Source organism: Reyranella sp. (assembly GCF_050185545.1).
GTDB lineage: Bacteria > Pseudomonadota > Alphaproteobacteria > Reyranellales > Reyranellaceae > Reyranella.
In genome coordinates, this window is record NZ_JBFWZI010000005.1 from 75,829 (window position 1) to 98,104 (window position 22,276).

Consider the following 22,276-nt stretch of genomic DNA (forward strand, 5'->3'; position numbering starts at 1 on the left):
CGCCCGCGGTCCAAAAGAGCATGAGCGCCACTGGAGTGGCGCGCTCCCGGCAATGAGTGTCATGCCTAACCCCCAATGACCAGCCCGACCCGCGCCGTGGCCGTCGGCATGACACTTCCCGGCCTGGTCGTCGCTTTCGGCATGGTCGGCGATACGCTGCTCTATGCCGTCCTGCCGCTCTACCATGAGGAGTTCGGCGTCAGCCTCGCCATGGTGGGCGTGCTGCTGTCACTCAATCGCTGGATCCGCCTGCTCGCCAATTCCGGCGTCGCCGCGATCGGCGACCGGGTCGGACCGCACACGCTGATGGTGGCGGCAGCCGCCGGCTCGGTGATTTCCACGACCGCCTATGGCCTCTTCGACAGCGCCGCCTTGCAGATGGCGGCGCGAATCCTGTGGGGCGTCTCCTACGCTGCGCTCAACCTCTCGACGCTGGCCTACGCCGTCAGCGACCGGCCGAATGCCGGCAAGCGAGTGGGCGCGAGTCGCGCCGCGATCGGCGTGGTCCAGGCCGCCTCGCTGGTGGGCGGTGCGTGGATCGCACTGAAAGTCGGCCCGCAATCGGTGTTCCTGATCTTCGGCGGGCTGACCCTGGTCTCGCTGATCGCTGCCCTGCTGCTGCCGCGCCTCGCAGCAGAGCCGGCAGGACAGAAGCGCTTCCGGCTGCCGGTGCCGCACCGCCTGGAGGTCTGGGGCGTCACCATGGGCTTCACGGGAGACGGCGTATTTCTCCTCACGCTCGCCTTCCTGATGAAGGACTCGATCACGTCCGTCGCGCCGGTCCTGGCCACGGCGGCCTTGCTCGCGCTGCGCTGGCTGGTGGAAATCACCACCGGACCGGTCGGCGGGTGGGCCGGCGATCGCTTCGGCGCGGCCCGTCTCTCGGTGGTGAACGGCGTCCTGCTCGTGGCGGGCTTCCTGTTGATCGCCCTCGACCACGAAGTGATCGGCGCGCTGGTCATCGTCATGACCCGCGGCCTTTTCAACACCCTGATCCCCGTCCTCGTGGTCGAACGCAGCCACGGCAGCGTGCTCTCCTCCCAGGCGAGCTATTCGACATGGCGCGATTTCGGCGCCGCCGTCGGCCCGCTGACGGCGCCGTGGCTGTTCCTCAACGTGCCGCAGACCCCGCTCTACGCCGCGCTGGCCGCCCTGCTGGCGATCTCCGCCTATTTCTGCCTGGTGCGGCGGTAGGAAACCTTCATGCGCTCGCGGTCCGGAAGAGCATGAGTTCTAGCTCCTGGTTCCCCGCAGCCGTCTCTCCTGCTAACCAGCCGGCCGCATGACCAGGCGACAGATGACGTTCAACCGGCAGAAGGCGGCGGCGCTGGGTCACTTCCTGGCGTTTCTCGCCTGCATCCCGGCTGCCAACTGGATGATCGGCCATGTCGGGACGGTGTGCGCCTCGCCGCACGGGCCGTGCCTCGTGCCCGTCGCGCCCTGGGGACCGGATGGCCATCCGTTGATGGCGCCCTCGGGCGTGCTGATGATCGGGCTCGCCCTGGTGCTGCGCGACATGGTGCAACGCCGGCTCGGCCGCGGCATCGCGCTCGGAGCCATCGTGGCGGGCGCCGCCCTGTCCGGCGCCGTGGCGCCGCCGCAGCTGGTGCTTGCCTCGTTCACCGCCTTCCTGCTGTCGGAGCTCGCCGACTTCGCGGTCTACACGCCGCTGCAGGCCCGTGGCCTGGTGCTCGCCGTGCTGGCCAGCAGCGTCGTCGGCGCGATCGCCGACAGCATTCTCTTCCTGTGGCTCGCGTTCGGCAGCCTGGAGTTCCTCGCCGGCCAAGTCGCCGGCAAGCTCCTGATGGTGCTGCTGGCCCTGCCCTTCATCCACTGGATCCGCCGGCGCGAGATCGCCCACGGAACCGTCACACGGTAGGAGCCCATGCCCCTGTCCTTCCCGATGCTCGACGATCGTGTGGCCGTCTCCGGCCAGCTGCGACCCATCGACATGGCCGAGATCGCGGCGGCGGGATTCGTTGCCGTGGTCAACAACCGGCCGGATGGCGAAGCGATGTTTGGCCAGCCGCGCACCGCCGATATCGCCAAGGCGGCCGAGGCCGCCGGGCTCGCCTTTCTCGACCTGCCGTTCTCCGGCCCGCGCGCCACGCCCGACCAGGTGCGGGCGCTTGCCGACCTGCTGGCGGAGAAGCCCGGCAAGGTGGTCGTCTACTGCAAGAGCGGCCTGCGCTCGGCCTTGTTGTGGGGCGCCGCTGCCCTGGCCGCCGGTCGTCCGCTGGGCGATGTCCTGACGGCTGCGCGGGGTGCCGGCCAGAACGTCGAGCCGGTAGCCGAAACCATGGTGTCCCTTGCACAGGCGGCGCGACGGTGAGCCGACCGTCGTGCTCCAAAGTCTCGGCTTGCATGCCGGGCGTGCGCCCGTCTTAATCGCGTCCGTTTGTTTTGGGGGAATTTCTCGATGTTCAAGTCGATCCTGGCCGTGTCGGAAGGCGGCCCCGACGCTGCCATGTCGTTCAAGCTCGCCGCGCGCGTGGCGGGCCTGTTCGACGGCGTGGTGGACGCGCTTCATCTGCCGGTCGGTCCGGCGGGCGGCATGATCGGCGGCCTGGCGATGAGCGGCGAGGCGATGCCGCTGATCATGAATCTCGACGATGAACGGCTCGAGGAGCGCGCCAAGGAAAGCGAGCGCGCCTACAAGGAGCTCGTCGCCGGTGTGAAGGGCGCGACCTTCACGGCGGCCAAGACCGCGACGCTCGACACCCTGGTGGCGATGGGCCGCTGCTCGGACGTGATCGTGCTGGGTCGGCCGGGCGCCGATCCCGAGAACGTGGCGCCCGCCACCGTCGAGGCGGCGATCCACGAGTGCGCCCGCTCGGTCATGATCGCGCCGCCCAATCCCGGCGAAGGGCCGTTCGAGTCGGTGATCGTCGCCTGGAACGGCAGCTTCCAGGCGGCGCGTGCCGTCGAATATGCCCTGCCGTTCCTCGCCCAGGCCAGGGACATCACCATCCTGGTGGTGGGCAGCACGGCCGACGATGTCGGTGCGCCCTACCTCGCACGCAATCTCGGCCGCCATGGACTGAAGACCACCATCGACGCCATCGACCCCGGCGCGGTGTCGGCGCGCGCCCGCGGGCGCGCGCTGCTCGACTACACGCACGGCAAGGGATCCAGCCTGCTGGTGATGGGCGCCTATGGCCGCGGCCAGGTGATGAGCTTCCTCGGCATGGGTGGCGCCACCGCCAAGGTCATCTCGTCCTGCCGGGTGCCGCTCCTGATGGCGCACTGAGGACGAGGCTCTACCTTTCCTCCCACGCAGGGGGGAGGTGCCCGCTTCGCCGGTCATGATTCTTCGCTGGGAGCGCGCCATTCCGATGGCGCTCTTCTTGTCGATCACACATCCCATGAGCGCCATCGGAGTGGCGCGCTCCCAGCCATGACCTCTCCGTCGGAAATGGGGCGGTAACCCGCCCCATTTTCTCACCATCGTGGTGCGCGCCGGGCGTGCTGGGTGTCTCCCCAGCGAGGCTGGGGAGGACGACGTGAAACCCTCAGACGATCCCGTCGATCTTGTCGAGCATCGAGGCCAGTCCCTCCTCGCGGTTGGCGAGCGTGTCGTTGCCGTCGAGCAGCGTGATGTGCTCGACCAGCAGCAGCCTGGTGGCCTTGCCGGCAGCCGAGAGCTCGACGGTCGTCAGCGATACCGAGATCGGCATGCCGCGGCTGGTCATCGAGTAGCTGAAGACGATGCGGCGCGAGGGCACGATATCGAGATAGAGCGTGTCGGCGACGAAGCGGGGATCGTCCACCGGCCCGAAGCGCTTGGCCTCCCGTCCGCCTTCGCGAAAGTCGTGGGTCTGCTGGGCGATCGTCCAGCGGCCGGGCACGTCCCACCTGGCGCGCGCCGCCGGGTCGGCCCAGGCGGCAAACACACGCGCCGGCGGCGCCGCGAAGCGGCGCTCGAGTCGAATGGTGCCGTGTTGCGCGATGCGTTCCATCACGATGCCGGGGTGACGGCCGATCGCGCGAGAAACGCCACGAGATTGTCGAACAGCGCGCGCATGCCGTGCTCGCGGGCTCCCGCATCGTCATAGCCGTCGAGAAAGACCGATTGCTCGGTATAGGTGAGCCGGGTTCCGCCGTCGGCCGGCTCGAGCTCCGTCGTGCCCAGCGAGACCGAGATGCGCGTCTCGTCGAGGTAAATTTCGTAGGTCAGCACGATGCGCTGGTCCGGCACGATGTCCTGGTAGAGCGCGCTGTAGCGATGGACCGGGCCGCCCGCCGGCCCGCCGCTCACGCTTTCGCGGCCGCCGACGCGGAAGTCGAGCGCCAGTTTGGATTTCTCCCACTCGTCCGGTCCGCCGAACCAGCGCGCCTTGGACCTGGCGTCGGCATAGGCGGCGAAGACGCGCGCGGGCGTGGCCGCGAAGGTGCGTTCGATGGTGAAGGTGGCGTGCCTCGTGCTGCGCTTGGTCATCTGCTTCTCTTGGATTTGGATGTGAGGGGTTTGGATGTGCGGGGTCTGGTCGCGGGGTCGGTTTCGGCCAGCAGGGCGTCGAGGCGATCGAAGCGTCGTTCCCAGCTCGCCCGGCGCTCGCTGATCCACCTCTCGGCGGAGTCGAGGGCGCGCGGCTCGACGCGGCAGGTGCGCACGCGTCCCACCTTCTCGGATGTCACGAGGCCGCTGGCCTCGAGAATGGCGAGATGCTGCACCACCGCCGACAAGGTCATGGAAAGCGGCTTGGCCAGCATGCTGACCGATGCGGGGCCGCGGCTCAGCCGTTCGACCATGGCCCGCCGGGTCGGATCGGCGAGCGCCTGGAAAGTGAGATCGAGCGGAGCGGCAGGTTGCACCATCGCCCTATCCCGGGAACATCGAGAGATAGGGCCTGGCTTCCTCGAGGACACGGGCGTAGGACGGGCGCCGGGTCAGCCGCTCGAAGTAGGCGGCGAGATTCCTGTGGCTGTCGGCGAACGGCACCAGCTTGCCGGCATAGAACAGCGGCGCTGCCGCCGCGCAGTCGGCCAGGGTGAAGACCTCGCCCACCGCCCAACTCCTGCTCGCCATGTCCTGATTGATCAGGTCGTAGGCACGCCGGAGCCGCGCCTTCTCGGTTTCGACACCGAACGGATCGCCCTTGCCGGCCGGCCGCAGGCGGTCGCCGACGATGCGCTGCACCGGATCATGCACGTAACAATCATAGAAGCGGTCGGCGAGACGGGTCCTCAAGGCAAGGTCGGCGTCGCCGGGGATGAGTGCGATGCGGCCGGGATAGTGCCGGCCGAGATACTCGATGATGATGCTCGACTCGGGCACGGTCTCGCTCCGCGCCTCGTCGCGCAACACCGGCATCTTGCCGGCCGGCGACAGCTTGCGGAACGCCGCAGCCGACGCCTCGTTGCCGAGATCGACGATCTCTTTCTCGAACGGCGTCTCGTTCTCGTAGAGCGCGATCAGGACCTTGTGACAGTAGGAAGACAGCGGATGGAAATGGAGCCTGAGGGTCATTGGGATCGGCATCTGTTAATACTTAAGTTGACACTTAAGTATTGAGTTGGCCGGCCGGTTTCAAGAGCCTGAGGGAAAAACAGGAGTCTCAACCAGTCGAGGTCCGCTGCGAGCGCGCCACTCCGATGGCGATCTTCTTGTTGATTTCGCACCCCATGAGCGCCATCGGAGTGGCGCGCTCCCAGCAATTCGCCCTACGGGCAGGCGCCGGCGGCCTGGGTCACGACGTCGGGATCGCTGCAGGCGCTGCAGGCGTTGCCATAGGTCTGCCGGGTGCCGTCGCGGCGCAGGCCGCAGGCCGGGCGATAGTCGCGCGTGCACATCTGTGGCCGCGGATCGGCGCAGGGACCGCCGGCGACCGGCAGCGATTCGGGCGCCAGCTCCGCCTTGGTCATCACGAAGCGGAAGGGTTGGGGTCGGTAGTCGCTCAGCGAGCCGATGACGGCGATTTTCGAGCCGACTGCCGGCAGCGGCGCCAGCGGCCACGCCATGACGATGTGCAGATCGGCGATGTTGGCGGCCTGCGCCATGTCGGTGATCGCGGCCTCGAGGATATCGGGCGTCGCGCTGATGACCTTGACCTGGATCTTGAGCCTCGTGTTCTCGCCCTGCCGCTCGGTGATCGCCTTCCACACCTTCTCGGCCGCCGCCTTGTTGGCGGGCGACGCGTCGCGATGGCGCAGCACCAGCGCCCAGTCGGCGAAGGAGAGCGAGCTCGGGTCGTGCGCCTCGACCACGACGAGGGCCGCCTCGGCCGGCGACAGGGCGCGCGGGATCGACTTGACGAAATTCGCGGGCGGCGCGCGCTCGGTGCCTGCGGCACGCTGCAGGATCGCGGGCCAGCCCTCCTCGCTGCCGCGATAGAGGCGGTAGCGCGAGCGGACATAGCGCTCGATATCGGCGGCGGCGGTATCGCTCTTGGCGGCGCGCGCGATGGCAATGGACCGGGCACCGTACCAGAAGCCCAGCGCATCGAGCGGCGTACCCTCGAGCTGCGACACGGCAAGCTGGTAGACGTCCTGGAAATTGTCGGGCTCGGCGGCGACGGCGACGCGATAGTGACGGCGCGCCTTCTCGTAGTCCTTGGCCTGCAAGGCCGCATAGCCGAGCGCGCCGTTGAACACTGCGCCCATCTGCTCCTTGATGCGGGCAAACGCCTCGTCGGTCAGCAGAACGGGCTTCTGCCATCTGGCCAGGGCGACCAGCCCGCGCTCCGCCGCCTCGACCATGGGCGCCATCGCAGCCTTGTCGCCCTGCGCCGCCTTGGATCGCCCGACGAACACGCGGTTGGCAAGCGCCCGCACGTTGTCCGGATTGATCTGCAGCAGCCTGGCGCTGATCTCGTCAGCCTTGGCCGGCTGGCCGGCGGCCTGCCAGGCCGCCACCGACTGCTCGTAGGCCTCGAGCTTCAGCACGCTGTTGGGATACCAGCGGATGAACACATCCAGCGCCGTGGCGCGCTTGAGGGGGTCCGTCGTGTTGATCGCCGCCATGTAGCTGTCGTACTCGGCGGGAATCGCGAAATCGCTGCGATTCTGGGCGGAAAGCTCCGCCGAAGCGCCGGCGAGAGCCAGCGACAGCGCGAGAACGAGGGCGCGAACGATCGCCACAGCTGCTGCAACTCCTTTCATCCCGGCGGTCTGGAAATACAGTGACCGTATTATCGAACTAAGGCAGTCTCCGGGAAGGTTACGGACGAGCGGGGATGAAGACAATGCGTGAGCGGCGCTCAATTGTATTTGCGCTGGTCGCGGCAATTCTGCTGCCGGCGCTCGCCGGCGTGCGAGCCGGCGCCCAGCAGGGCGCACCGCCGCCCGCGGTGCTGGTCCAGGCGGCGGAGAACGTGCCGATCGCCGACCAATACGAGTTCATCGGCCGCGCCGCCGCCGTCGACAAGGTAGAGTTGCGAGCCCGGGTCAAGGGCTTCCTCGGCCCGCGGCTGTTCGCCGACGGCGACCAGGTCAAGAAGGACCAGGTGGTGTTCACCATCGAGCGCGACCCCTATCAGGCTGCGGTCGACCAGAAGATCGCCCAGCGCGATGCCGCCCGCGCCGCCCTGACCAACGCCGAGCTGCAGCTCAAGCGCGCCGCCGAGCTCTTGCGCACCAACACCGGCACGCAGGCGACCTACGATCAGCGGCTGAGCGAGCAGCTGCAGGCCAAGGCGCAGCTGGAGGATGCCGGCGCCCAGCTGCGCGACGCCGAGATCCAGCTTTCCTACACCGAGATCAAGTCGCCGATCGACGGCCGCATCGGCCGCGCCGCTTTCTCGCCCGGCAACATCGTCGGACCCGACAGCGGCGTGCTGGCCACCGTGGTGAGCGAGAAGCCGATCCGCGTGCTGTTCCCGGTAACCCAGCGCGAGTTCCTCGAGGCGCGCCGCGACAAGGCGGCGGGCGATCCGCTGACCGTTCGCCTGCGGCTGGCCGACGGCGCCATCTACGACGAGAAGGGCGAGCTCGACTTCATCGACGTCACGGTCGATCCGAAGACCGACGGCCAGATCGTGCGCGCCACCTTCCCCAACAAGGACGGGTTCCTGACCGATGGCCAGACGGTGCGGGTGATCCTCGAGGCCGAGAAGCCGCAGACCGTGGTCGCGGTGCCGCAACAGGCGATCGCCCTCGATCAGACAGGGCCGTATCTCTTCGTGGTCAACGACAAAAACGTGGTCGAGCTGCGCCGCGTCAAGACCGGCGTGGCCCGCAACGGGCTGGTGGCCATCACCGAGGGGCTGAAAGCCGGCGAGAAGGTCATCATCCAGGGCCAGCAGCGGGTGCGCCAGGGCATGACCGTGGCGCCGTCGGTGGCGCCGCCGATCAGCACGACCAAGAAGCTCTGATCCCCAAGAAGCCGATCCAATGACGATCTCGTCACTGTTCATCCGCCGGCCGCGGCTGGCGTTCGTCGTCTCGACGGTCATCACCATCGCCGGCCTGCTGGCGCTGACCGCCCTGCCGGTGGCTCAGTTCCCCGACATCGTGCCACCGCAGGTCCGGGTCACCGCCACCTATCCCGGCGCCTCGGCGCAGGCGGTCGAGGAGAGCGTCGCCCAGGTCATCGAGGGCCAGGTCAACGGCGTCGAGCGCATGATCTACATGAAGTCGACATCGGGCGGCGATGGCAGCTACGCGCTGACCGTCAGCTTCGAAGTCGGTTCCAATCCCGACCTCAACACCGTCAACGTCACCAACCGCGTCAACCAGGTGCTGGCCCTGCTGCCGCCCGAGGTGCAGCGGCTCGGCGTGACGACCAAGAAGCAATCGTCGGCGCTGCTGCAGGTCGTGGCGATCTATTCGCCCAAGGGCACGCGCGACGGCCTGTTCCTGTCCAACTTCTCGACCATCACCTTGCTCGATACGCTGCGCCGCGTGCCGGGCGTCGGCGACGCCACGCTGTTCGGCCCGCTCGACTACTCGATGCGGGTCTGGCTGAATCTCGACCGCATGTCGAGCCTCGACATCACCGCCAACGAGGTGGTGAAGGCGATCCAGGCGCAGAACGTCCAGGCTGCGGTGGGCCTGGTCGGCGCCGCGCCATTGCTCGACGATGTCGGCTTCCAGCTCAACATCACCACGCAGGGGCGGCTCACCACGGTGGGCGAGTTCGAGAGCATCGTGGTGCGCGCCCAACCCGACGGCTCGCTGGTGCGCATCAAGGACATCGCCCGCGTCGAGCTCGGCGCCAAGTCCAGCGATTCGATCGGCCGCTACAACGGGAAGCCGGCCGCCGGCATCCAGATCTACCAGCTGCCGGGCGCCAATGCGCTCGCCACAGCCAAGGGCGTGCGCCAGGCGCTGAAGGAGCTCGAATCGCGCTTCCCCGACGACGTCGCTTACGACGTCATGTACGACACCACAGTGTTCGTCGAGGCGACCATCGAAAGCGTGATCCATACGCTGGTCGAGGCGTTCGTGCTGGTGGCGATCGTCGTGTTCGTCTTCCTCGGCAACTTCCGCGCCACCCTGATCCCGATCATCGCCGTGCCGGTGGCGCTGATCGGCACCTTCGCGGTAATGCTGGCGATGGGCTTCTCGGCCAACACCATCTCGCTGCTCGCCCTGGTGCTGGCGATCGGCATCGTGGTCGACGACGCCATCGTCGTGGTCGAGGCGGTCGAGCATATCCTCGAGCACGAGCCCGATCTCACGCCGGCGCAGGCGACCGAGAAGGCGATGAGCCAGGTCACCGGCCCGATCATCGCCATCACCCTGGTGCTGCTCTCGGTGTTCATCCCGACAGCGTTCATTCCCGGCATCACCGGCCAGCTCTACCAGCAGTTCGCCGTGGCCGTGTCGGTGTCGATGGTGATCTCGGCGATTAACGCGCTGTCGCTGTCGCCCGCGCTGTGCTCGCTGATCCTGCGCCATCGCGGCAAGCCCAGGGGCGTCATGGCATGGCTGCAGAACGGCATCGACAAGAGCCGCGACGGCTATGTCCGGGTGGTGACGCCGATTGCCCGCCGCGGCTTCATCGCGCTCTTGCTGGTCGGCGGCTTCATCCTGGCGACCGGCGGCATCGGCAGCCTGGTGCCCTCGGGCTTCCTGCCCGACGAGGACCAAGGCGCCTTCATGGCCGAGTTGCAGCTGCCCGACGCCGCCTCGACCAACCGCACCCTGGGCTCGATCCAGGAGGTCGAGCAGAAGCTCGTCGGCAAACCATGGTTGCAGAGCGTGTTCACCGTCAGCGGCTACAGCCTGCTCGATGGCCTGAATATGTCCAACCGCGCCCTGGTCGTGGTCGCCCTGAAGCCGTTCGCCGAGCGCAAGGATAGCAGGCTCACGGTATTCTACGCGCTGAAGGAGATGAGTGCGGCGTTCGCCCAGATCGCCTCGGCCAATGTCTTCCCGTTCAACCTGCCGCCGATCATGGGTCTCGGCAATTCGTCGGGCTTCGAGTTCGTGGTGCAGTCGCTGGCCGGCGCGCCGCCGGTCGACCTTGCCGCCGTGGCGCGCGGCATGATGGTGTCGGCCCAGCAGGTGCCGCAGCTTGCCGGGGTGTTCACGACCTACGCCGCGTCGACGCCGCAGATCAACCTCAAGCTCGATCGCGAGCGCGCCCAGGCGCTCGGAGTGTCGATCTCCGACATCTTCTCGGCGATGCAGACGACGCTCGGCGGCACCTACACCAACGACTTCAACCTGTTCGGCCGTACCTGGCAGGTCAAGGTACAGGCCGACGCCCCCGATCGCGGCAACGTCAACGATATCTTCCGCGTCCGCATCCGCTCGTCGAACGGCGAGCTGCTGCCGCTTCAGGCGGTCGCCAACGTCGAGCTGATCACCGCGCCGTCGTCGATCGTACGCTACAACAATCTGCGGTCTGTAGTGGTGAACGGCGCGCCGGCGCCCGGCTACTCGACGGGCGAGGCCATCGCCGCCATGGAGAAGCTCGCCGGGACGACGCTGCCGGCGGGCTACGGCTACGAATGGACCGGCACGGCGCTGCAGGAGAAGGCGGCGAGCGGCCAGACCGGCTTCATCCTGGCGCTGGCGGTGGTGTTCGCCTACCTGTTCCTGGTCGGCCTCTACGAGAGCACGGCGATCCCGATCGCCGCGCTGCTGTCGGTCGTGGTCGGCCTGTTCGGTGCCGTCAGCGCGCTGTTCCTGGCCGGGCTCGACAACAACATCTACGCCCAGATCGGCATCGTCGTGCTGATCGCGCTCGCGGCCAAGAACGCCATCCTGATCATCGAGTTCGCCATGGAGGAGCGCGCCCACGGCAAGGACATCGTCACCGCCGCGACCACCGCGGCGGGCCTGCGCTTCCGCGCGGTGATGATGACCTCGTTCGCCTTCATCCTCGGCCTTGTGCCGCTGGTCATCGCCTCGGGCGCCGGCGCCGCCACCCAGCGCGCCGTCGGCACCGCGGTGTTCGGCGGCATGATCGCCGCCTCGATGCTCGGCATCTTCGTCATCCCCGGCCTCTACGTCGCCTTCCAGACGTTCCGCGAGAAGGTGAAGAGCTTTGGCCGTAAGGCGCCGGCTGAGCCGAAATCCTCGTAGCCCGGCTGCGCCTGCCCTGGCGTGCCGGGTGTCTCCCATGAAGGTGCGCTGGGGGCGCGCCACTCACCCTGAGGAGCGGCCTGGAGGCCGCGTCTCGATTCGGGCGAAGTAACCTTCGCCCTTTGGTCGGCAACAAATCCGATGTTGCAGCACCGCTATTCCAGCGATCTGGTCTGTCGCGCATCCTTCGAGACGGTCGCTACGCGACCTCCTCAGGATGAGGACTTTGCTGGACCGGCCAAAGTTAGCGCCTATGGGCGCGCCACTGGAGTGGCGCGCCCCCAGCCATGAGCTCCAGGGGAAAGGGTCTCCAACAGGCGTATCATCGCCCGCTGCGAGGATGAACAGGATGGAGGGTACGGATGACCTTGAAGATCGAACGATTCCAGCCCGAAGGAATGAATGTCAGGATGTCCCACGGGCAGCCTTCGTATTCGCACGTCGTGACGGTCAGCGGCACCGGCAAGATCGTCTACATTGCGGGTCAGCTCGCCCGCGATATCGACGGCAATTGCGTCGGCAAGGGCGACATGCGCGCCCAGATGGAGCAGACCTTCCAAAACCTCGACCGATGCCTCAAGGCGGCCGGCGCGACATGGGCGGACGTGGTGAAGACCAATACTTTCGTCACCGACTTTGACGAATTTCAAAAGTGCGGTGACGTGCGCATGCGCTACTTCGGTGTGGCAACTCCGACCAGCACGACGGTCGGCGTCACGCGCCTTGCCGGCCCGGATTTCATGATCGAGATCGAGGCAGTGGCCGTCGTCAATTCGTGAGACTGCTCATTCTCCTCCCCAACTTTGTTGGGGAGGTGTCGCCGTCATAGGCGACTTGCCTTCGCCGCAGCGAAGCCGCTTCGGCTTCGCCCAGACAGGCGGAGGGGTCGTGAGCCCCACGAATCATGAACCCTTGGCCCCTCCGTCATCGTAAGACGGTGACACCTCCTCAGCGACGCTGGGGAGGACATGAGCCTACGCCGTCAGCGCAAAGTCGGCGAGATCGGGCGCGCGCATCTCGTCGCGGAAGCGGTCGAAGCTCCACGGCCAGAGCGCCGGATTGCCGTTCTTGTCGAGGTACCAGCTGCGGCAACCGCTGACCCACACAGTGCCCTTCATGGCCTCACGCAGGTCCGCGTTGAAACGCCGAGTAGCCTCGGTGCTTGGCGCCACCGCCTGGCATCTGCCCGAGCGCACGAGATCGACGAGCTGCAGGATGTAGTCGATCTGCAGCTCGGAGATCTGGATCACGGAAAAATTGCCGATCGGGCTGTTCGGGCCGACCAGCATGAAGAAGTTGGGAAAGCCTGGCACGGCGACCGATCGATAGGCTTCGTTGGCGTCGCTCCACGCGTCGGCCAAGCGCCTGCCACCATCGCCCACCACGTCCATCGGCCGCACGAAAGCGTGGGCATCGAAGCCCGTCGCCAGAACCAGCACGTCGAGTGCATGCAGCGTCCCGTCGCGCGTGCGCACGCCCGCGGGCTCGATGCGCTCGATGCCGTCGGCGATCACGCAAGCATTGGGCTTCTGGATCGCCGGATAGAACGTGTCGGACATGATCAGCCGCTTGCACGCCGCGCGATAGTCCGGCGTCAGGAGCGCGCGCAGCGCCGGATCGTGGACGTTGTCCAGCAGGTTGTCGCGACAGGCCTTCTCGATCTTGGCCATCTCCTCCCGATCGCCGATCACGGCGCGGGCGAAGGTGTCGATGAAGCGTGCCGCCCAGTAGTCGTAGGATTGCCGCAGCCGCTCGGCCGAGGCGACGAACATCGCCTTCTCTTCCTCGCTGTAGGCCGGGTTGGCGAGCGGCAGCACCCATTGCGGCGTGCGCTGGAAGAGCGTGAGCCGAGCCACGCGATCGACGATCGCCGGGACGATCTGGATAGCCGTCGAGCCGGTGCCGATGACGCCGACCCGCTTGCCATCCAGCGCTACCGAATGGTCCCAGCGCGCCGAGTGGAAACGCGCACCGGCGAAATCTTCGAGGCCAGCTATGTCGGGCCAGGCCGGATGATGCAGCACGCCGGTCGCCGAGATCACGAAGTCAGCGACATCGGTCGTGCCGTCCCTGGCCGTAAGGTGCCAACGCCCGTCCCGGAACACGGCGCGCTCGATCTCGCTGTCGAAGCGGAAGTGCGGCGCCAACCCGTACTTCTGCGCCACGCCTTCGAAGTAGCCCTGGATCTCCGCCCCCGGCGAGAAGCGATGCGACCAGTCGCCCTTCAGCTCGAACGAGTAGGCATAGACGTGCGAGGGCACGTCGCACGACAGACCCGGATAGGTGTTGTCGCGCCACGTTCCGCCGAGCCGCGCCGCCTTCTCGTGGATGGTGAAATCCGCGATGCCGCGCTCCTTGAGCTTGATTCCGGCCAGGATGCCCGACATGCCGGCGCCGATGATGGCGAAACGCTTGGTCATGCCGTGGCCCTAGCAAGAAAGTGCTGGCTCAACCACTGCTACCCTTCATCGTCTTCCGGACCGCGAGCGTCTCGCTCACTCATGAGCTTGAGCGATCGGTCCGGAAGAGCATGAAGTTCAGTCATGCACCGGGAGCGCGCCACTCCGATGACGTTCTTCTTGTTGATCACACATCCCATGAGCACCATCGGAGCGGCGCGCTCCCGGCAATCTCACTCCCCGTTCGGCGTCGGCTGCCGTGGATGGACGTAGTCCTTCAGATCGTCGAAGCCCTTCCACGGCGGCTCGGGCGGATGGTAGTCGGGGCGCGGCGCATATTGCGAGGGCTCGTGGGCACCCGGCGTCACGATGTAGCGCGGGCAGTTGGGAAAGATCGCGCGGGTTTTGACCCGCACCAGCAGCTGGGCGCCGGCGAAGCGCCCCATCAGCGGATCGTCGCGACTGACCCGAGCCTCGCCATTGACCCTGAGCCGGCGCGGCTTCTCGCCCATGTCGATGAACAGCAGCCCCACCGACGGATTGACCAGGATGTTGCCCAGGCTCTTGAACATGCCGTTCCCGTCGTAGTCGGGGAAGGCGATCTCGTCGGGCGCGATCGCCTGCACGAAGCCCGGCGTGCCGCCCTTGAAGGAACAGTCCGGCCGGCCCTGCGCGTCCGCCGTCGCCAGGAAGAAGAACATCACCCCTTCGACGAAAGCGCGATCCTGCGGCGAGAGCTGGCGCCGCAGGCGCGTCTCCTCGAGCCGATCGGCGATGCGACGACTGTCGAACTGATCCTGCAGCGCACGATTGCCCTCATGAAACATGATCGTGTCGGTCATCGAGGTCTCCAGCCTGCCAATTGCCCAAGCCGAACGTCGGCGGCCTTTACCATCGGCCGTCGGCGCGCCATCCCGCTGGCCACGTGCCTGCCGAGGGCATCACTCGGCGGCGGCGGCGCGCTTCAGGCTGGCGTCGTGCAAGGTCGTGTCCTGGCCGGGCGGCGCGAAGCGCACGGCGTCTTCCAAAGTCGCCGTCTGGCGCCATTCGTCGGCCGGGCGCACGCGGCCGTCGGTGCCGATCTGGTCGAGGCCCCAGAACAGCTCGAGGTGATGGCCGTCGGGATCGAGGAACTCGACCGAAACCTGGCAGCCGGCGCGGCGGCGGCCCTCGTAGACGATCTTCGCACCATGCCGCCTGAGATGATCGCGGGCGCGGAACACCTCGTCGAGCGTCGCCAGCTCGAAGGCCATGTGATGCAGGGTGCGCCTGGCTTCGCCGGCCGGCGGCGCGCCGCCGATCAGCGCGAGGCAATGGTGATCGCCGTTGCAGCGCAGGAACACCATGCCGCCCGGCATCTTGTCGTCGCCGTAGATGTCGGTGGGCCGGAAGCCCAGCACCTCGGTGTAGAAGCGTCTGGATTTCTCGAGGTCGGCGACGTTGATCACGACGTGGCCGAGCTTGCGGACGGCAAAGGGCAAAGTCATGGCTTGAGACTCCCGTGTCGGAACCAGGCGAGCGCATCGTCGAGCCGATCGTCGCCCCAGAACACTTCTGCTCGTACGGCAAAGCTCGGCGAACCGAACACGCCGAGCTTGCGTGCCTCGTCGGTGGCCGCTTCGTAGAGCTCGGCGACATCATCGCCGCCGGCCCGCTCAACGGCGCGCGCCGTCTGCTGGCCGGCCTCGGCGAGGCTCGCCGACAGGTTGGGCTCGAGGCCGGGCTCCTGCCCGTCGACGAACCAGCGGCGGTAGCTCGCCACGATGTAGGGCTTGCCCCAGCCTTCGGCGAGTCCCAGCAGGGAGACGCGATTGGCGAGATCGAATTCCTTCAGGGGATAGGGCGCCGGCACCTTGGCGGCGAGCCCGTACATCGCCGCGCGCCGCTCGATGTCGCGCCACATGTAGGCCATCTTCACTGGCTTGCCGGCGAACGGTCTGTTGTTCTGCTCCTGCATGATGGCGCGCACGCTGAAGGGCCGCCAGTTGAAGCGTACCCCTTGGGCCGCCGCGACCTGCTCCAGCCGCGACACCGTGAGATAGGTGTAGGTGCTGCCGGTCGAGAACCAGAAATCGATCGCGTCGTCGGCCATCTCTCACCTCGGCGGCGCTGTTCTTTGCGTCCCTGCTCGGCCATCATGGCCCGAACGACACCCCGGGGGAAAGTGCACATGGCGAAATCGCCCAACCGGCTCTCGGCCAGCGCCGCGGTGAGGCAGATGGCCGAGAAGCGCCTCAAGGCCCGCGACCTGGTCGAGGCCTGCCTCGACCGCATCGAGCTGCGCGAGGGCCAGGTCCATGCCTGGGAGGCGCTCGATCCCGACGGCGCCCGCAAGCGCGCCGACCAGCTCGACAAGCGCGCCCGGCCGGTCGGGCCGCTGCATGGCATCCCCCTGGCGGTGAAGGACATCATCGCGACCAGGACGATGCCCACCACCTGCGGCTCGCCGATCTATCGCGACCACGTTGTGGGCAAGGACGCCGCCTGCGTGACCCAGCTCGTCAAGGCCGGCGCCATCGTGCTCGGCAAGTCGGTGACTACCGAGTTCGCCGGCGGCCATGCCGGCAAGACCCACAACCCGCACAATCTCCGCCATACGCCGGCCGGCTCGTCGTCGGGCTCGGCCGCCGCCGTCGCCGATTTCATGGCGCCGGTCGGCTACGGCACGCAGACCGCGGGCTCGGTGATCCGGCCCGGCGCGTTCAACGGCGTCGTCGCCTACAAGGGAACCTACGGCTGGGCCGACATGGCGGGCATCAAGCCCTTTGCGCCCAGCCTCGATACGCTGGGTTTCTTCGTCCGGGAGGCCAATGACCTCGCCCTGATCCGCGCCGCCTACGGCCACGCCGCCGCCGATCCCGCAAAGCAGGCGCCGCGCATCGGCCTGATGCGCACGCCGTGGTGGGACCAGGCCGAGGCGCACAACCGCAAGAATATCGAGCTCGCCGCGCGCACCCTGAAGGCGGCCGGCGCCAGGGTGCGCGAGTGGGTGGCGCCCAAGGCATGGACCGGCCTCGTCCCGGCACAGCATCGCGTCATGACCCGGGAGGCGACGCAGTCCTACGCCAAGGAGCGCGCGCGCTTCTCGCATCTGTTCTCGCCGATCATGGCGGGCGTGATGATCGAGGGCGACGCGGTAACCAGCCGCCAGTATGCCGATGCAAAGAAGCTGAAGCGCCAGTGCCTCGACCAGCTCGCCGAGGCTTGGCAGTCGTTCGACATCCTGCTGGCGCCGTCGGCCAAGGGCGAGGCGCCGTCCGGTCTCGGCAGCACCGGCGATCCGCTGTTCAACCGCTTCTGGACCCTGCTCGGCGCGCCTTGCATCGCCCTGCCGTTCAACACCGGCCCGTTCGGCCTGCCGCTGTCGGTGCAGCTGATCGGCCCGCTCGGCAGCGACGATCAGCTGATCAGCTGGGCGCGCTGGGTCGAGCAGAAGCTCGCGTGACCGCCCCTGGATCCCTTCGTCCGGGCCCCATCCGCCTGGGCCTGATCGGCTACGGCGCCATCGGCCGTCACATCGAGGCCGCGCGCATCGACAATGCCGAGCTGGTGGCGGTGCTGGTCAAGCGGCCCCGCGACGAAGGCCTGCTGACCCACGAGCCCGACCGCTTCTTCGCCCACGAATTCGATGCCGTCGCCGAGTGTGCCGGCCACGAGGCGGTGCGCCGCCACGGCGAGCGCGTGCTGGAGAACGGCGCCGATTTCCTGGCGACCTCGGTCGGCGCCTTCACCGACACGGCGCTGTTCGAGCGCCTGCTCGCCGTCGCCCGCGCCAACGGCAAGCGGCTGATCCTGCCCTCGGCCGGCATCGGCGCGCTCGATATCCTGAGCAGCGCCGCGGTGGGCGGCCTCGACAGCGTCACCGTCACGGTGCGCAAGGACCCGTCGGCCTGGAAGGGCACGATCGCCGAGACGCTGGTCGATCTCGATGCGCTCGAGCAACCGCACGTGGTGTTCGACGGCCCGGTGCGCGAGGGCGCCAGGCTCTATCCGCAGAACGTCAACATCTCGGCCGCGGCGGCGATCGCCGGGCTCGGGCTCGACCGCACGCGCGTGGTGATCGTCGCCGATCCGACCATCGACACCCACATCGTCGAGCTCGAGGCTGCGGGCGCCTTCGGCCGCTTCACCTTCAGGGAAGACGTCGCGATCAGCGAGGAGAACCGCAAGACCGGCAAGCTGGTGGCGATGGCCATGGTGAAGTCGGTGCGCCAGCTCGCCTCGACGCTGGTGGTTGCGGCGTAGGAGATTGCCGTCGTGCAGAGGCCGTCTTTCTCGCCGCCCCAGCGTCTTCGCTGGGGAGGTGCCCCGTCATACGGGGCGGAGGGGGAGGGGTCATGGCTGGGAGCGCGCCGCTTCTGTGGCGCTCTTCTCGTTGATCACACATCCCATGAGCGCCACAGGAGTGGCGCGCTCCCAGCGAAGAGCCTCCCCAGCTTCACTGGGGAGGAGCTTGAATGAACGCTCAATGAACCGGGAGAATCCACCATGACCGAATTCGACTACGTCATCGTCGGCGCTGGCGCGGCGGGTTGCGTGCTGGCCAACCGGTTGAGCGAGTCGGGCCGGCACACGGTGGCGCTGATCGAGGCGGGCGGCAACGACAGCAACATCTGGATCAAGATCCCCGCCGGTTTCAACAAGACCGTCTACGACGCCAGGCTGAACTGGGGCTACGAGACCGCGCCCGGGCCGTTCATCGACAACCGCCGCATCAAGTACCCGCGCGGAAAAGTGCTGGGCGGCTCGGGCTCGATCAACGGCCATCTCTATGTGCGCGGCCAGGCAGCGGATTACGACATGTGGGCGCAGCTGGGCTGCCGCGGCTGGTCGTGGACCGACGTGCTACCCTACTTCAAGCGCGCCGAATCGCGGATCGGCGGCAGCGACGACGTGCGCGGCCGCAGCGGGCCGCTCACCATCGAGGATCAGCGCGACCCCCATCCGCTCTGCATCGCCTACATGGGAGCCAACGAGGCGCTCGGGCTCAAGCGCACGCCTGACTACAATTGCGGCGACCAGGAAGGCACGCTGCTCTACCAGCAGATGATGAAGCGTGGCCGGCGCTGGAGCCCGGTCGATGCCTACCTGCGTCCCATCCTGCGCCGCCCCAATCTCGAGGTCGTCACGCGCGCGATGACCGAGGCGGTCGATCTCGACGGCAAGCGGGCGGTCGGCATCACCTATCGCCGGAACGGCCAGGTTCACAAGATCAGGGCACGGCGCGATGTCGTGCTGTGCGGCGGCGCCATCAACACGCCGCAGCTCCTGCAGATCTCCGGTATCGGCAAGCCCGAGGATCTCGCCGCCATCGGCGTGCCGGTGAAGCATGACCTGCCCGGCGTCGGCTACAATTTCCGCGACCACTACGCCATCCGCGTCTCAGCCCTGGTGAAGGGCGCGGGCTCGCTCAACGAGCGCAGCCGCGGGCTGCGGCTGGTCGGCGAGGTGCTGCACTACGCCATCGCGCGCAAGGGCCTGCTGACGAGCAGCCCGAGCCACGCCGGCGGCTATTTCAGGACACGGCCGGGACTCGAGTCGCCCGACATGCAGCTCTATTTCGCGCCGGCGAGCTATCCCGGCGGCAGCTACGGCACCGCGGTGCTCGACACGGTGCCGGGCATGACCCTCGGCGCCTCGCAGCTTCGCCCCGAGAGCACGGGCCACGTGAAGGCATTGTCGTCCGACCCGATGGCCAAGCCGGAGATCCAGCCCAACTATCTCGCCGTCCAGACCGACCGCGATGCCCTGCTGGCGGCCATGAAATATCTGCGCAAGCTGCTGGCCACCAAACCGCTCGCCGATTACGTGATCCGCGAGAACTTCCCGGGGCCCGACTGCCAGACCGACGAGCAGTGGATGGCGCATGCGCGCGCCACCGGTTCGACGACCTACCATCCGGTCGGCACCTGCAAGCTCGGCGCCGATCCCCTGGCGGTGGTCGATCCGCAGAGCATGCGCGTGATCGGCCTCACCGGCCTTCGCGTCGCCGACGCCTCCTGCATGCCACGCATGGTGTCGGGCAACACCTATGCCGCCACCAACATGATCGCCGAGAAGGCGTCGGATCTGATCGCGGCGGGGTGATTTCTTCTCATGCGGACCGCAGGCGTCTCGCCCGCTCATGATCATGAGCGGGCGGAACGCCCGCTGTCCGGAAGAGAAGACTAAACGTACCCCGGCCCCTCGATCACCGGGTGTGCCGCCAGGAACGCCTCGTCGATCTCGACGCCGATGCCGGGCTTGTCGAGGGGACGGACGCAGCCGTCGACGCCGATCTTCCACGGTTCGCTGCCGAGCTCGTCGCGGAACTTGTTGGCCACCGAGAGGTCGGCCTCGAAGTAGCCGCCATTGTCGATCGCAGCGAGGAAATGGATCGACACGGCGTGGTTCACCCCGGTCATCGAGCTGTGCGGATGGATCGGCAGCTTCCACATCGAGGCCGCCGCGGCGATGCGCTGGACCTCGGTGATGCCGCCGCTCTTCGACAGGTCGGGTTGCAGGATGGTGATGACTCCGTCCTCGATCACGCGATGGAACTCGAACCGCGTGTAGTGGTTCTCGCCGGCGGCGAACGGCGTGGTGCCGAAACCCCTGGCCTCGGCGTAGGAGCGATGGTCGTGCGCCGGGAACGGTTCCTCCAGCCAGCCGATGTCGAGCTCGTCCATCGCCGGCATGACGCGGCGCACGTCGGCTACCGAGTAGCCGGTGTTGGCGTCGGTCAAGATGGCGATGTCGTCGCCGAAGTGGCGGCGGATCGCCGACATGCGCGCGATGTCGTTGCTGACCGTATCGCCGATCCTGAGCTTCAGCGCGCGATAGCCCGCTTCGACCATCGGGATCGCCTCGGCGACCAGCGCCTCCGGTGCCTGGTAGCCGAGCGAGATGCCACCGGCATAGGCCGGCACCGGCCGGGAACTGCCGCCCAGCAGCTTGTACAGCGGCCAGCCCACGGCCTTGCCCTTGATGTCCCACAGCGCCTGGTCGATGCCGCTCATCGCCATGGCGGTGGCGGCGCCCATGCCGTGGCTGCCGAGCTGGAACTTGTAGATCCGCGCCCAGATGCCGGCCGTGTCGCTGGCGTCCATGCCGACCACGAAGCCCCTCAGCGTCGTGTTGATCAGATGGCCGATGCTGCCCGGCGAGCGTGCATGATGGCTCTCGCCCCAGCCCGTGAGGCCGCTCTCGGTCGTCACCTTCACCATCACGCAATCGCGCTTGGTCATGGTGCCGATACCGAGCGACACCTGCCGCTCCTTCGGCACGCGGAAGCTGGTCGGGTAAGCCTTGACGTCGACGATCTTCATGTCGTGCCCCTTCTAACGTCTCGCCTTCTATCGTCGCCGGTCCGAGAGGCGCCCGGCCATCTCGTCGAACACGCCCGCCCAGTCGCCGCGCTGCTTCTGGCGGAACAGCGTCATCGTCGGGTACCACGGGCTGGTCGGGCGATCGAGGAACCAGCGCCAGTCGGGCACCTGCTTCAGCGCCACCCACACCGGACGGGCCAGCGCCCCGGCGAGATGGGCCATCGCGGTATCCGAGGTGATTACGAGGTCGAGGCTTTGCAGGACGGCGGCACTGTCGAGGAAGGCGTCCGGCCCGGCATCGAAATCCCCGCCCAGCGTCTCGACCGTCATGCCGTCCGGCAGCGCGGCGAACTGCTCGACGCCGTGCCCCTTCTGCAGGCTGATGAGCCGCGTGCCAGGCCGGCGCGCCAGCCCCGCCAGTGCGGCCAACGGGAAGGAGCGGCCGCGGTCGACCAGGCTCGGATTGCCTTGCCAGCAGATGCCGATGCGCAGGCCGCCCTCGCCGAGGCGCCGCCGCCAGCGCTCGACCCGCTCCGGCTCGGCGCCGAGATACGGCACGTCGCCGGGAATGGTGTCGAGCGTGGTGGCGAAAGCCAGCGGCAGGCTGAGCAGCGGCAGCCTGAGATCGTAGCTGAGCGCCGGATCGTCGGGATCGACGATCGAGAGTCCCGGCCCGAGGCCATGCATCAAGGCGGCGAGGGGCCGGTGGGGTGCGAACAGGACGCGGCCCGCCTGCGCTGCCAGCGGGCGCAGATAGCGGCAGAACTGGATGGTATCGCCCATGCCCTGCTCCCAATGGACCAGCACCGTCCGGCCAGCCAGCGCCATGTCGGGGCGCCACGACGGCACGGCCGCATCGCCCACCGACGGAAACTCGGGCTTGCGCCGACGCTCCTCGTAGAGCGGCAGTCCCTGCACCAGGTCGCCGCGCAGCAGCAGCAGCTGAGCCTTGTTCCATGCCGCCTCGCCCTCGCCGGGGCGCAGCGCCAGGCTGCGGTCATAGCAGGCCAGCGCCTCGTCGAACCGCTTCAGCCCGAGCAGGGTGGCGCCGCGGTTGGCATGGGCGTCGGCGTCGCCGGGTGCTAGCGCCACCGC

At 67.8% G+C, this 22,276-nt stretch carries 21 protein-coding genes; 10 read left to right on the plus strand and 11 right to left on the minus strand.

Annotated features, from left to right (window positions below):
- Positions 1 to 75: 75 nt before the first annotated feature.
- The 4 genes from AB7O82_RS02620 (at position 76) to AB7O82_RS02635 (ending at position 3,250) form a co-directional block, all read left to right on the plus strand.
- A complete protein-coding gene (locus AB7O82_RS02620) occupies positions 76 to 1,194 on the plus strand; it encodes an MFS transporter (protein WP_428618596.1) in 1,119 nt (372 codons plus the stop codon).
- Between the two features lie 88 nt (positions 1,195 to 1,282).
- Positions 1,283 to 1,879, plus strand: a complete 597-nt coding sequence (locus AB7O82_RS02625; protein WP_428539122.1) for a VUT family protein — start codon at positions 1,283 to 1,285, stop codon at positions 1,877 to 1,879.
- Between the two features lie 6 nt (positions 1,880 to 1,885).
- Entirely contained in the window at positions 1,886 to 2,332 is a 447-nt protein-coding gene (locus tag AB7O82_RS02630) for a TIGR01244 family sulfur transferase (RefSeq protein WP_428539120.1), read from the plus strand.
- A gap of 87 nt (positions 2,333 to 2,419) precedes the next feature.
- On the plus strand, positions 2,420 to 3,250 hold the full coding sequence (locus tag AB7O82_RS02635) for a universal stress protein (RefSeq protein WP_428539118.1): 831 nt from the start codon (positions 2,420 to 2,422) through the stop codon (positions 3,248 to 3,250).
- Between the two features lie 262 nt (positions 3,251 to 3,512).
- On the opposite strand, the gene AB7O82_RS02640 is transcribed toward AB7O82_RS02635, so the two are convergent.
- The 5 genes from AB7O82_RS02640 to AB7O82_RS02660 form a co-directional block, all read right to left on the minus strand.
- Positions 3,513 to 3,959 (minus strand): SRPBCC domain-containing protein, encoded by a 447-nt coding sequence (locus tag AB7O82_RS02640; RefSeq protein WP_428539116.1) that lies wholly within the window; start codon positions 3,957 to 3,959, stop codon positions 3,513 to 3,515.
- On the minus strand, positions 3,959 to 4,438 hold the full coding sequence (locus AB7O82_RS02645; protein WP_428539114.1) for an SRPBCC family protein: 480 nt from the start codon (positions 4,436 to 4,438) through the stop codon (positions 3,959 to 3,961). The genes AB7O82_RS02640 and AB7O82_RS02645 overlap by 1 nt, the downstream gene beginning before the upstream one ends.
- Entirely contained in the window at positions 4,435 to 4,818 is a 384-nt protein-coding gene (locus AB7O82_RS02650) for an ArsR/SmtB family transcription factor (RefSeq protein ID WP_428539112.1), read from the minus strand. The genes AB7O82_RS02645 and AB7O82_RS02650 overlap by 4 nt, the downstream gene beginning before the upstream one ends.
- 4 nt (positions 4,819 to 4,822) lie before the next feature.
- Complete coding sequence (locus tag AB7O82_RS02655; protein ID WP_428539110.1) at positions 4,823 to 5,470, minus strand: glutathione S-transferase family protein; 648 nt, start codon at positions 5,468 to 5,470, stop codon at positions 4,823 to 4,825.
- Positions 5,471 to 5,664: 194 nt separating this feature from the next.
- Positions 5,665 to 7,080 carry a hypothetical protein gene (locus AB7O82_RS02660; RefSeq protein ID WP_428539108.1) on the minus strand — a complete coding sequence of 472 codons (1,416 nt, stop codon included), beginning with the start codon at positions 7,078 to 7,080 and terminating at the stop codon, positions 5,665 to 5,667.
- A gap of 95 nt (positions 7,081 to 7,175) precedes the next feature.
- Here AB7O82_RS02660 and AB7O82_RS02665 point away from each other — a divergent pair, with 95 nt between their 5' ends.
- From AB7O82_RS02665 to AB7O82_RS02675, 3 genes are all read left to right on the plus strand, one after another.
- Positions 7,176 to 8,312, plus strand: coding sequence for an efflux RND transporter periplasmic adaptor subunit (locus tag AB7O82_RS02665; protein ID WP_428618600.1), 1,137 nt, complete (start codon positions 7,176 to 7,178; stop codon positions 8,310 to 8,312).
- A gap of 19 nt (positions 8,313 to 8,331) precedes the next feature.
- A complete protein-coding gene (locus AB7O82_RS02670; protein ID WP_428618602.1) occupies positions 8,332 to 11,475 on the plus strand; it encodes an efflux RND transporter permease subunit in 3,144 nt (1,047 codons plus the stop codon).
- Positions 11,476 to 11,837: 362 nt separating this feature from the next.
- Complete coding sequence (locus AB7O82_RS02675) at positions 11,838 to 12,254, plus strand: RidA family protein (RefSeq protein WP_428539102.1); 417 nt, start codon at positions 11,838 to 11,840, stop codon at positions 12,252 to 12,254.
- A gap of 195 nt (positions 12,255 to 12,449) precedes the next feature.
- Here the strand turns inward: AB7O82_RS02675 and AB7O82_RS02680 are convergent, their stop codons facing one another.
- The 4 genes from AB7O82_RS02680 to AB7O82_RS02695 all read right to left on the minus strand — a co-directional run bounded on the left by AB7O82_RS02680 (position 12,450) and on the right by AB7O82_RS02695 (position 15,966).
- A complete protein-coding gene (locus AB7O82_RS02680; protein WP_428539100.1) occupies positions 12,450 to 13,895 on the minus strand; it encodes a flavin-containing monooxygenase in 1,446 nt (481 codons plus the stop codon).
- Between the two features lie 212 nt (positions 13,896 to 14,107).
- On the minus strand, positions 14,108 to 14,716 hold the full coding sequence (locus tag AB7O82_RS02685) for a pyridoxamine 5'-phosphate oxidase family protein (RefSeq protein WP_428618605.1): 609 nt from the start codon (positions 14,714 to 14,716) through the stop codon (positions 14,108 to 14,110).
- 99 nt (positions 14,717 to 14,815) lie between these two features.
- Positions 14,816 to 15,361, minus strand: a complete 546-nt coding sequence (locus tag AB7O82_RS02690; protein WP_428553304.1) for a VOC family protein — start codon at positions 15,359 to 15,361, stop codon at positions 14,816 to 14,818.
- A complete protein-coding gene (locus tag AB7O82_RS02695; protein ID WP_428618608.1) occupies positions 15,358 to 15,966 on the minus strand; it encodes a 2-hydroxychromene-2-carboxylate isomerase in 609 nt (202 codons plus the stop codon). The genes AB7O82_RS02690 and AB7O82_RS02695 overlap by 4 nt, the downstream gene beginning before the upstream one ends.
- Positions 15,967 to 16,044: 78 nt before the next feature.
- Between AB7O82_RS02695 and AB7O82_RS02700 the strand changes: the two genes are divergently transcribed.
- The 3 genes from AB7O82_RS02700 to AB7O82_RS02710 all read left to right on the plus strand — a co-directional run bounded on the left by AB7O82_RS02700 (position 16,045) and on the right by AB7O82_RS02710 (position 19,961).
- Positions 16,045 to 17,319 carry an amidase gene (locus AB7O82_RS02700; protein WP_428618610.1) on the plus strand — a complete coding sequence of 425 codons (1,275 nt, stop codon included), beginning with the start codon at positions 16,045 to 16,047 and terminating at the stop codon, positions 17,317 to 17,319.
- A complete protein-coding gene (locus AB7O82_RS02705; protein WP_428618613.1) occupies positions 17,316 to 18,119 on the plus strand; it encodes an aspartate dehydrogenase in 804 nt (267 codons plus the stop codon). Before AB7O82_RS02700 ends, AB7O82_RS02705 begins: the two co-directional genes overlap by 4 nt.
- A gap of 243 nt (positions 18,120 to 18,362) precedes the next feature.
- Entirely contained in the window at positions 18,363 to 19,961 is a 1,599-nt protein-coding gene (locus AB7O82_RS02710) for a GMC family oxidoreductase (protein WP_428618616.1), read from the plus strand.
- A gap of 80 nt (positions 19,962 to 20,041) precedes the next feature.
- Here the strand turns inward: AB7O82_RS02710 and AB7O82_RS02715 are convergent, their stop codons facing one another.
- Positions 20,042 to 21,181 carry a mandelate racemase/muconate lactonizing enzyme family protein gene (locus tag AB7O82_RS02715; protein ID WP_428553316.1) on the minus strand — a complete coding sequence of 380 codons (1,140 nt, stop codon included), beginning with the start codon at positions 21,179 to 21,181 and terminating at the stop codon, positions 20,042 to 20,044.
- A gap of 27 nt (positions 21,182 to 21,208) precedes the next feature.
- Positions 21,209 to 22,276, minus strand: a 1,068-nt coding sequence (locus tag AB7O82_RS02720; RefSeq protein WP_428618618.1) for a tetratricopeptide repeat protein, incomplete at its 5' end; no start/stop codon positions are given.

Coding starts and splice junctions, on each gene's coding strand:
- AB7O82_RS02690 (WP_428553304.1), bottom strand. CDS start 15,361: ATGACTTTGCCCTTTGCCGTCCGCAAGCTCGGCCACGTCGTGATCAAC.
- AB7O82_RS02650 (WP_428539112.1), bottom strand. CDS start 4,818: ATGGTGCAACCTGCCGCTCCGCTCGATCTCACTTTCCAGGCGCTCGCC.
- AB7O82_RS02630 (WP_428539120.1), top strand. CDS start 1,886: ATGCCCCTGTCCTTCCCGATGCTCGACGATCGTGTGGCCGTCTCCGGC.
- AB7O82_RS02635 (WP_428539118.1), top strand. CDS start 2,420: ATGTTCAAGTCGATCCTGGCCGTGTCGGAAGGCGGCCCCGACGCTGCC.
- AB7O82_RS02710 (WP_428618616.1), top strand. CDS start 18,363: ATGACCGAATTCGACTACGTCATCGTCGGCGCTGGCGCGGCGGGTTGC.
- AB7O82_RS02645 (WP_428539114.1), bottom strand. CDS start 4,438: ATGACCAAGCGCAGCACGAGGCACGCCACCTTCACCATCGAACGCACC.
- AB7O82_RS02700 (WP_428618610.1), top strand. CDS start 16,045: ATGGCGAAATCGCCCAACCGGCTCTCGGCCAGCGCCGCGGTGAGGCAG.
- AB7O82_RS02680 (WP_428539100.1), bottom strand. CDS start 13,895: ATGACCAAGCGTTTCGCCATCATCGGCGCCGGCATGTCGGGCATCCTG.
- AB7O82_RS02685 (WP_428618605.1), bottom strand. CDS start 14,716: ATGACCGACACGATCATGTTTCATGAGGGCAATCGTGCGCTGCAGGAT.
- AB7O82_RS02695 (WP_428618608.1), bottom strand. CDS start 15,966: ATGGCCGACGACGCGATCGATTTCTGGTTCTCGACCGGCAGCACCTAC.
- AB7O82_RS02625 (WP_428539122.1), top strand. CDS start 1,283: ATGACCAGGCGACAGATGACGTTCAACCGGCAGAAGGCGGCGGCGCTG.
- AB7O82_RS02715 (WP_428553316.1), bottom strand. CDS start 21,181: ATGAAGATCGTCGACGTCAAGGCTTACCCGACCAGCTTCCGCGTGCCG.
- AB7O82_RS02675 (WP_428539102.1), top strand. CDS start 11,838: ATGACCTTGAAGATCGAACGATTCCAGCCCGAAGGAATGAATGTCAGG.
- AB7O82_RS02640 (WP_428539116.1), bottom strand. CDS start 3,959: ATGGAACGCATCGCGCAACACGGCACCATTCGACTCGAGCGCCGCTTC.
- AB7O82_RS02665 (WP_428618600.1), top strand. CDS start 7,176: ATGAAGACAATGCGTGAGCGGCGCTCAATTGTATTTGCGCTGGTCGCG.
- AB7O82_RS02670 (WP_428618602.1), top strand. CDS start 8,332: ATGACGATCTCGTCACTGTTCATCCGCCGGCCGCGGCTGGCGTTCGTC.
- AB7O82_RS02655 (WP_428539110.1), bottom strand. CDS start 5,470: ATGACCCTCAGGCTCCATTTCCATCCGCTGTCTTCCTACTGTCACAAG.
- AB7O82_RS02620 (WP_428618596.1), top strand. CDS start 76: ATGACCAGCCCGACCCGCGCCGTGGCCGTCGGCATGACACTTCCCGGC.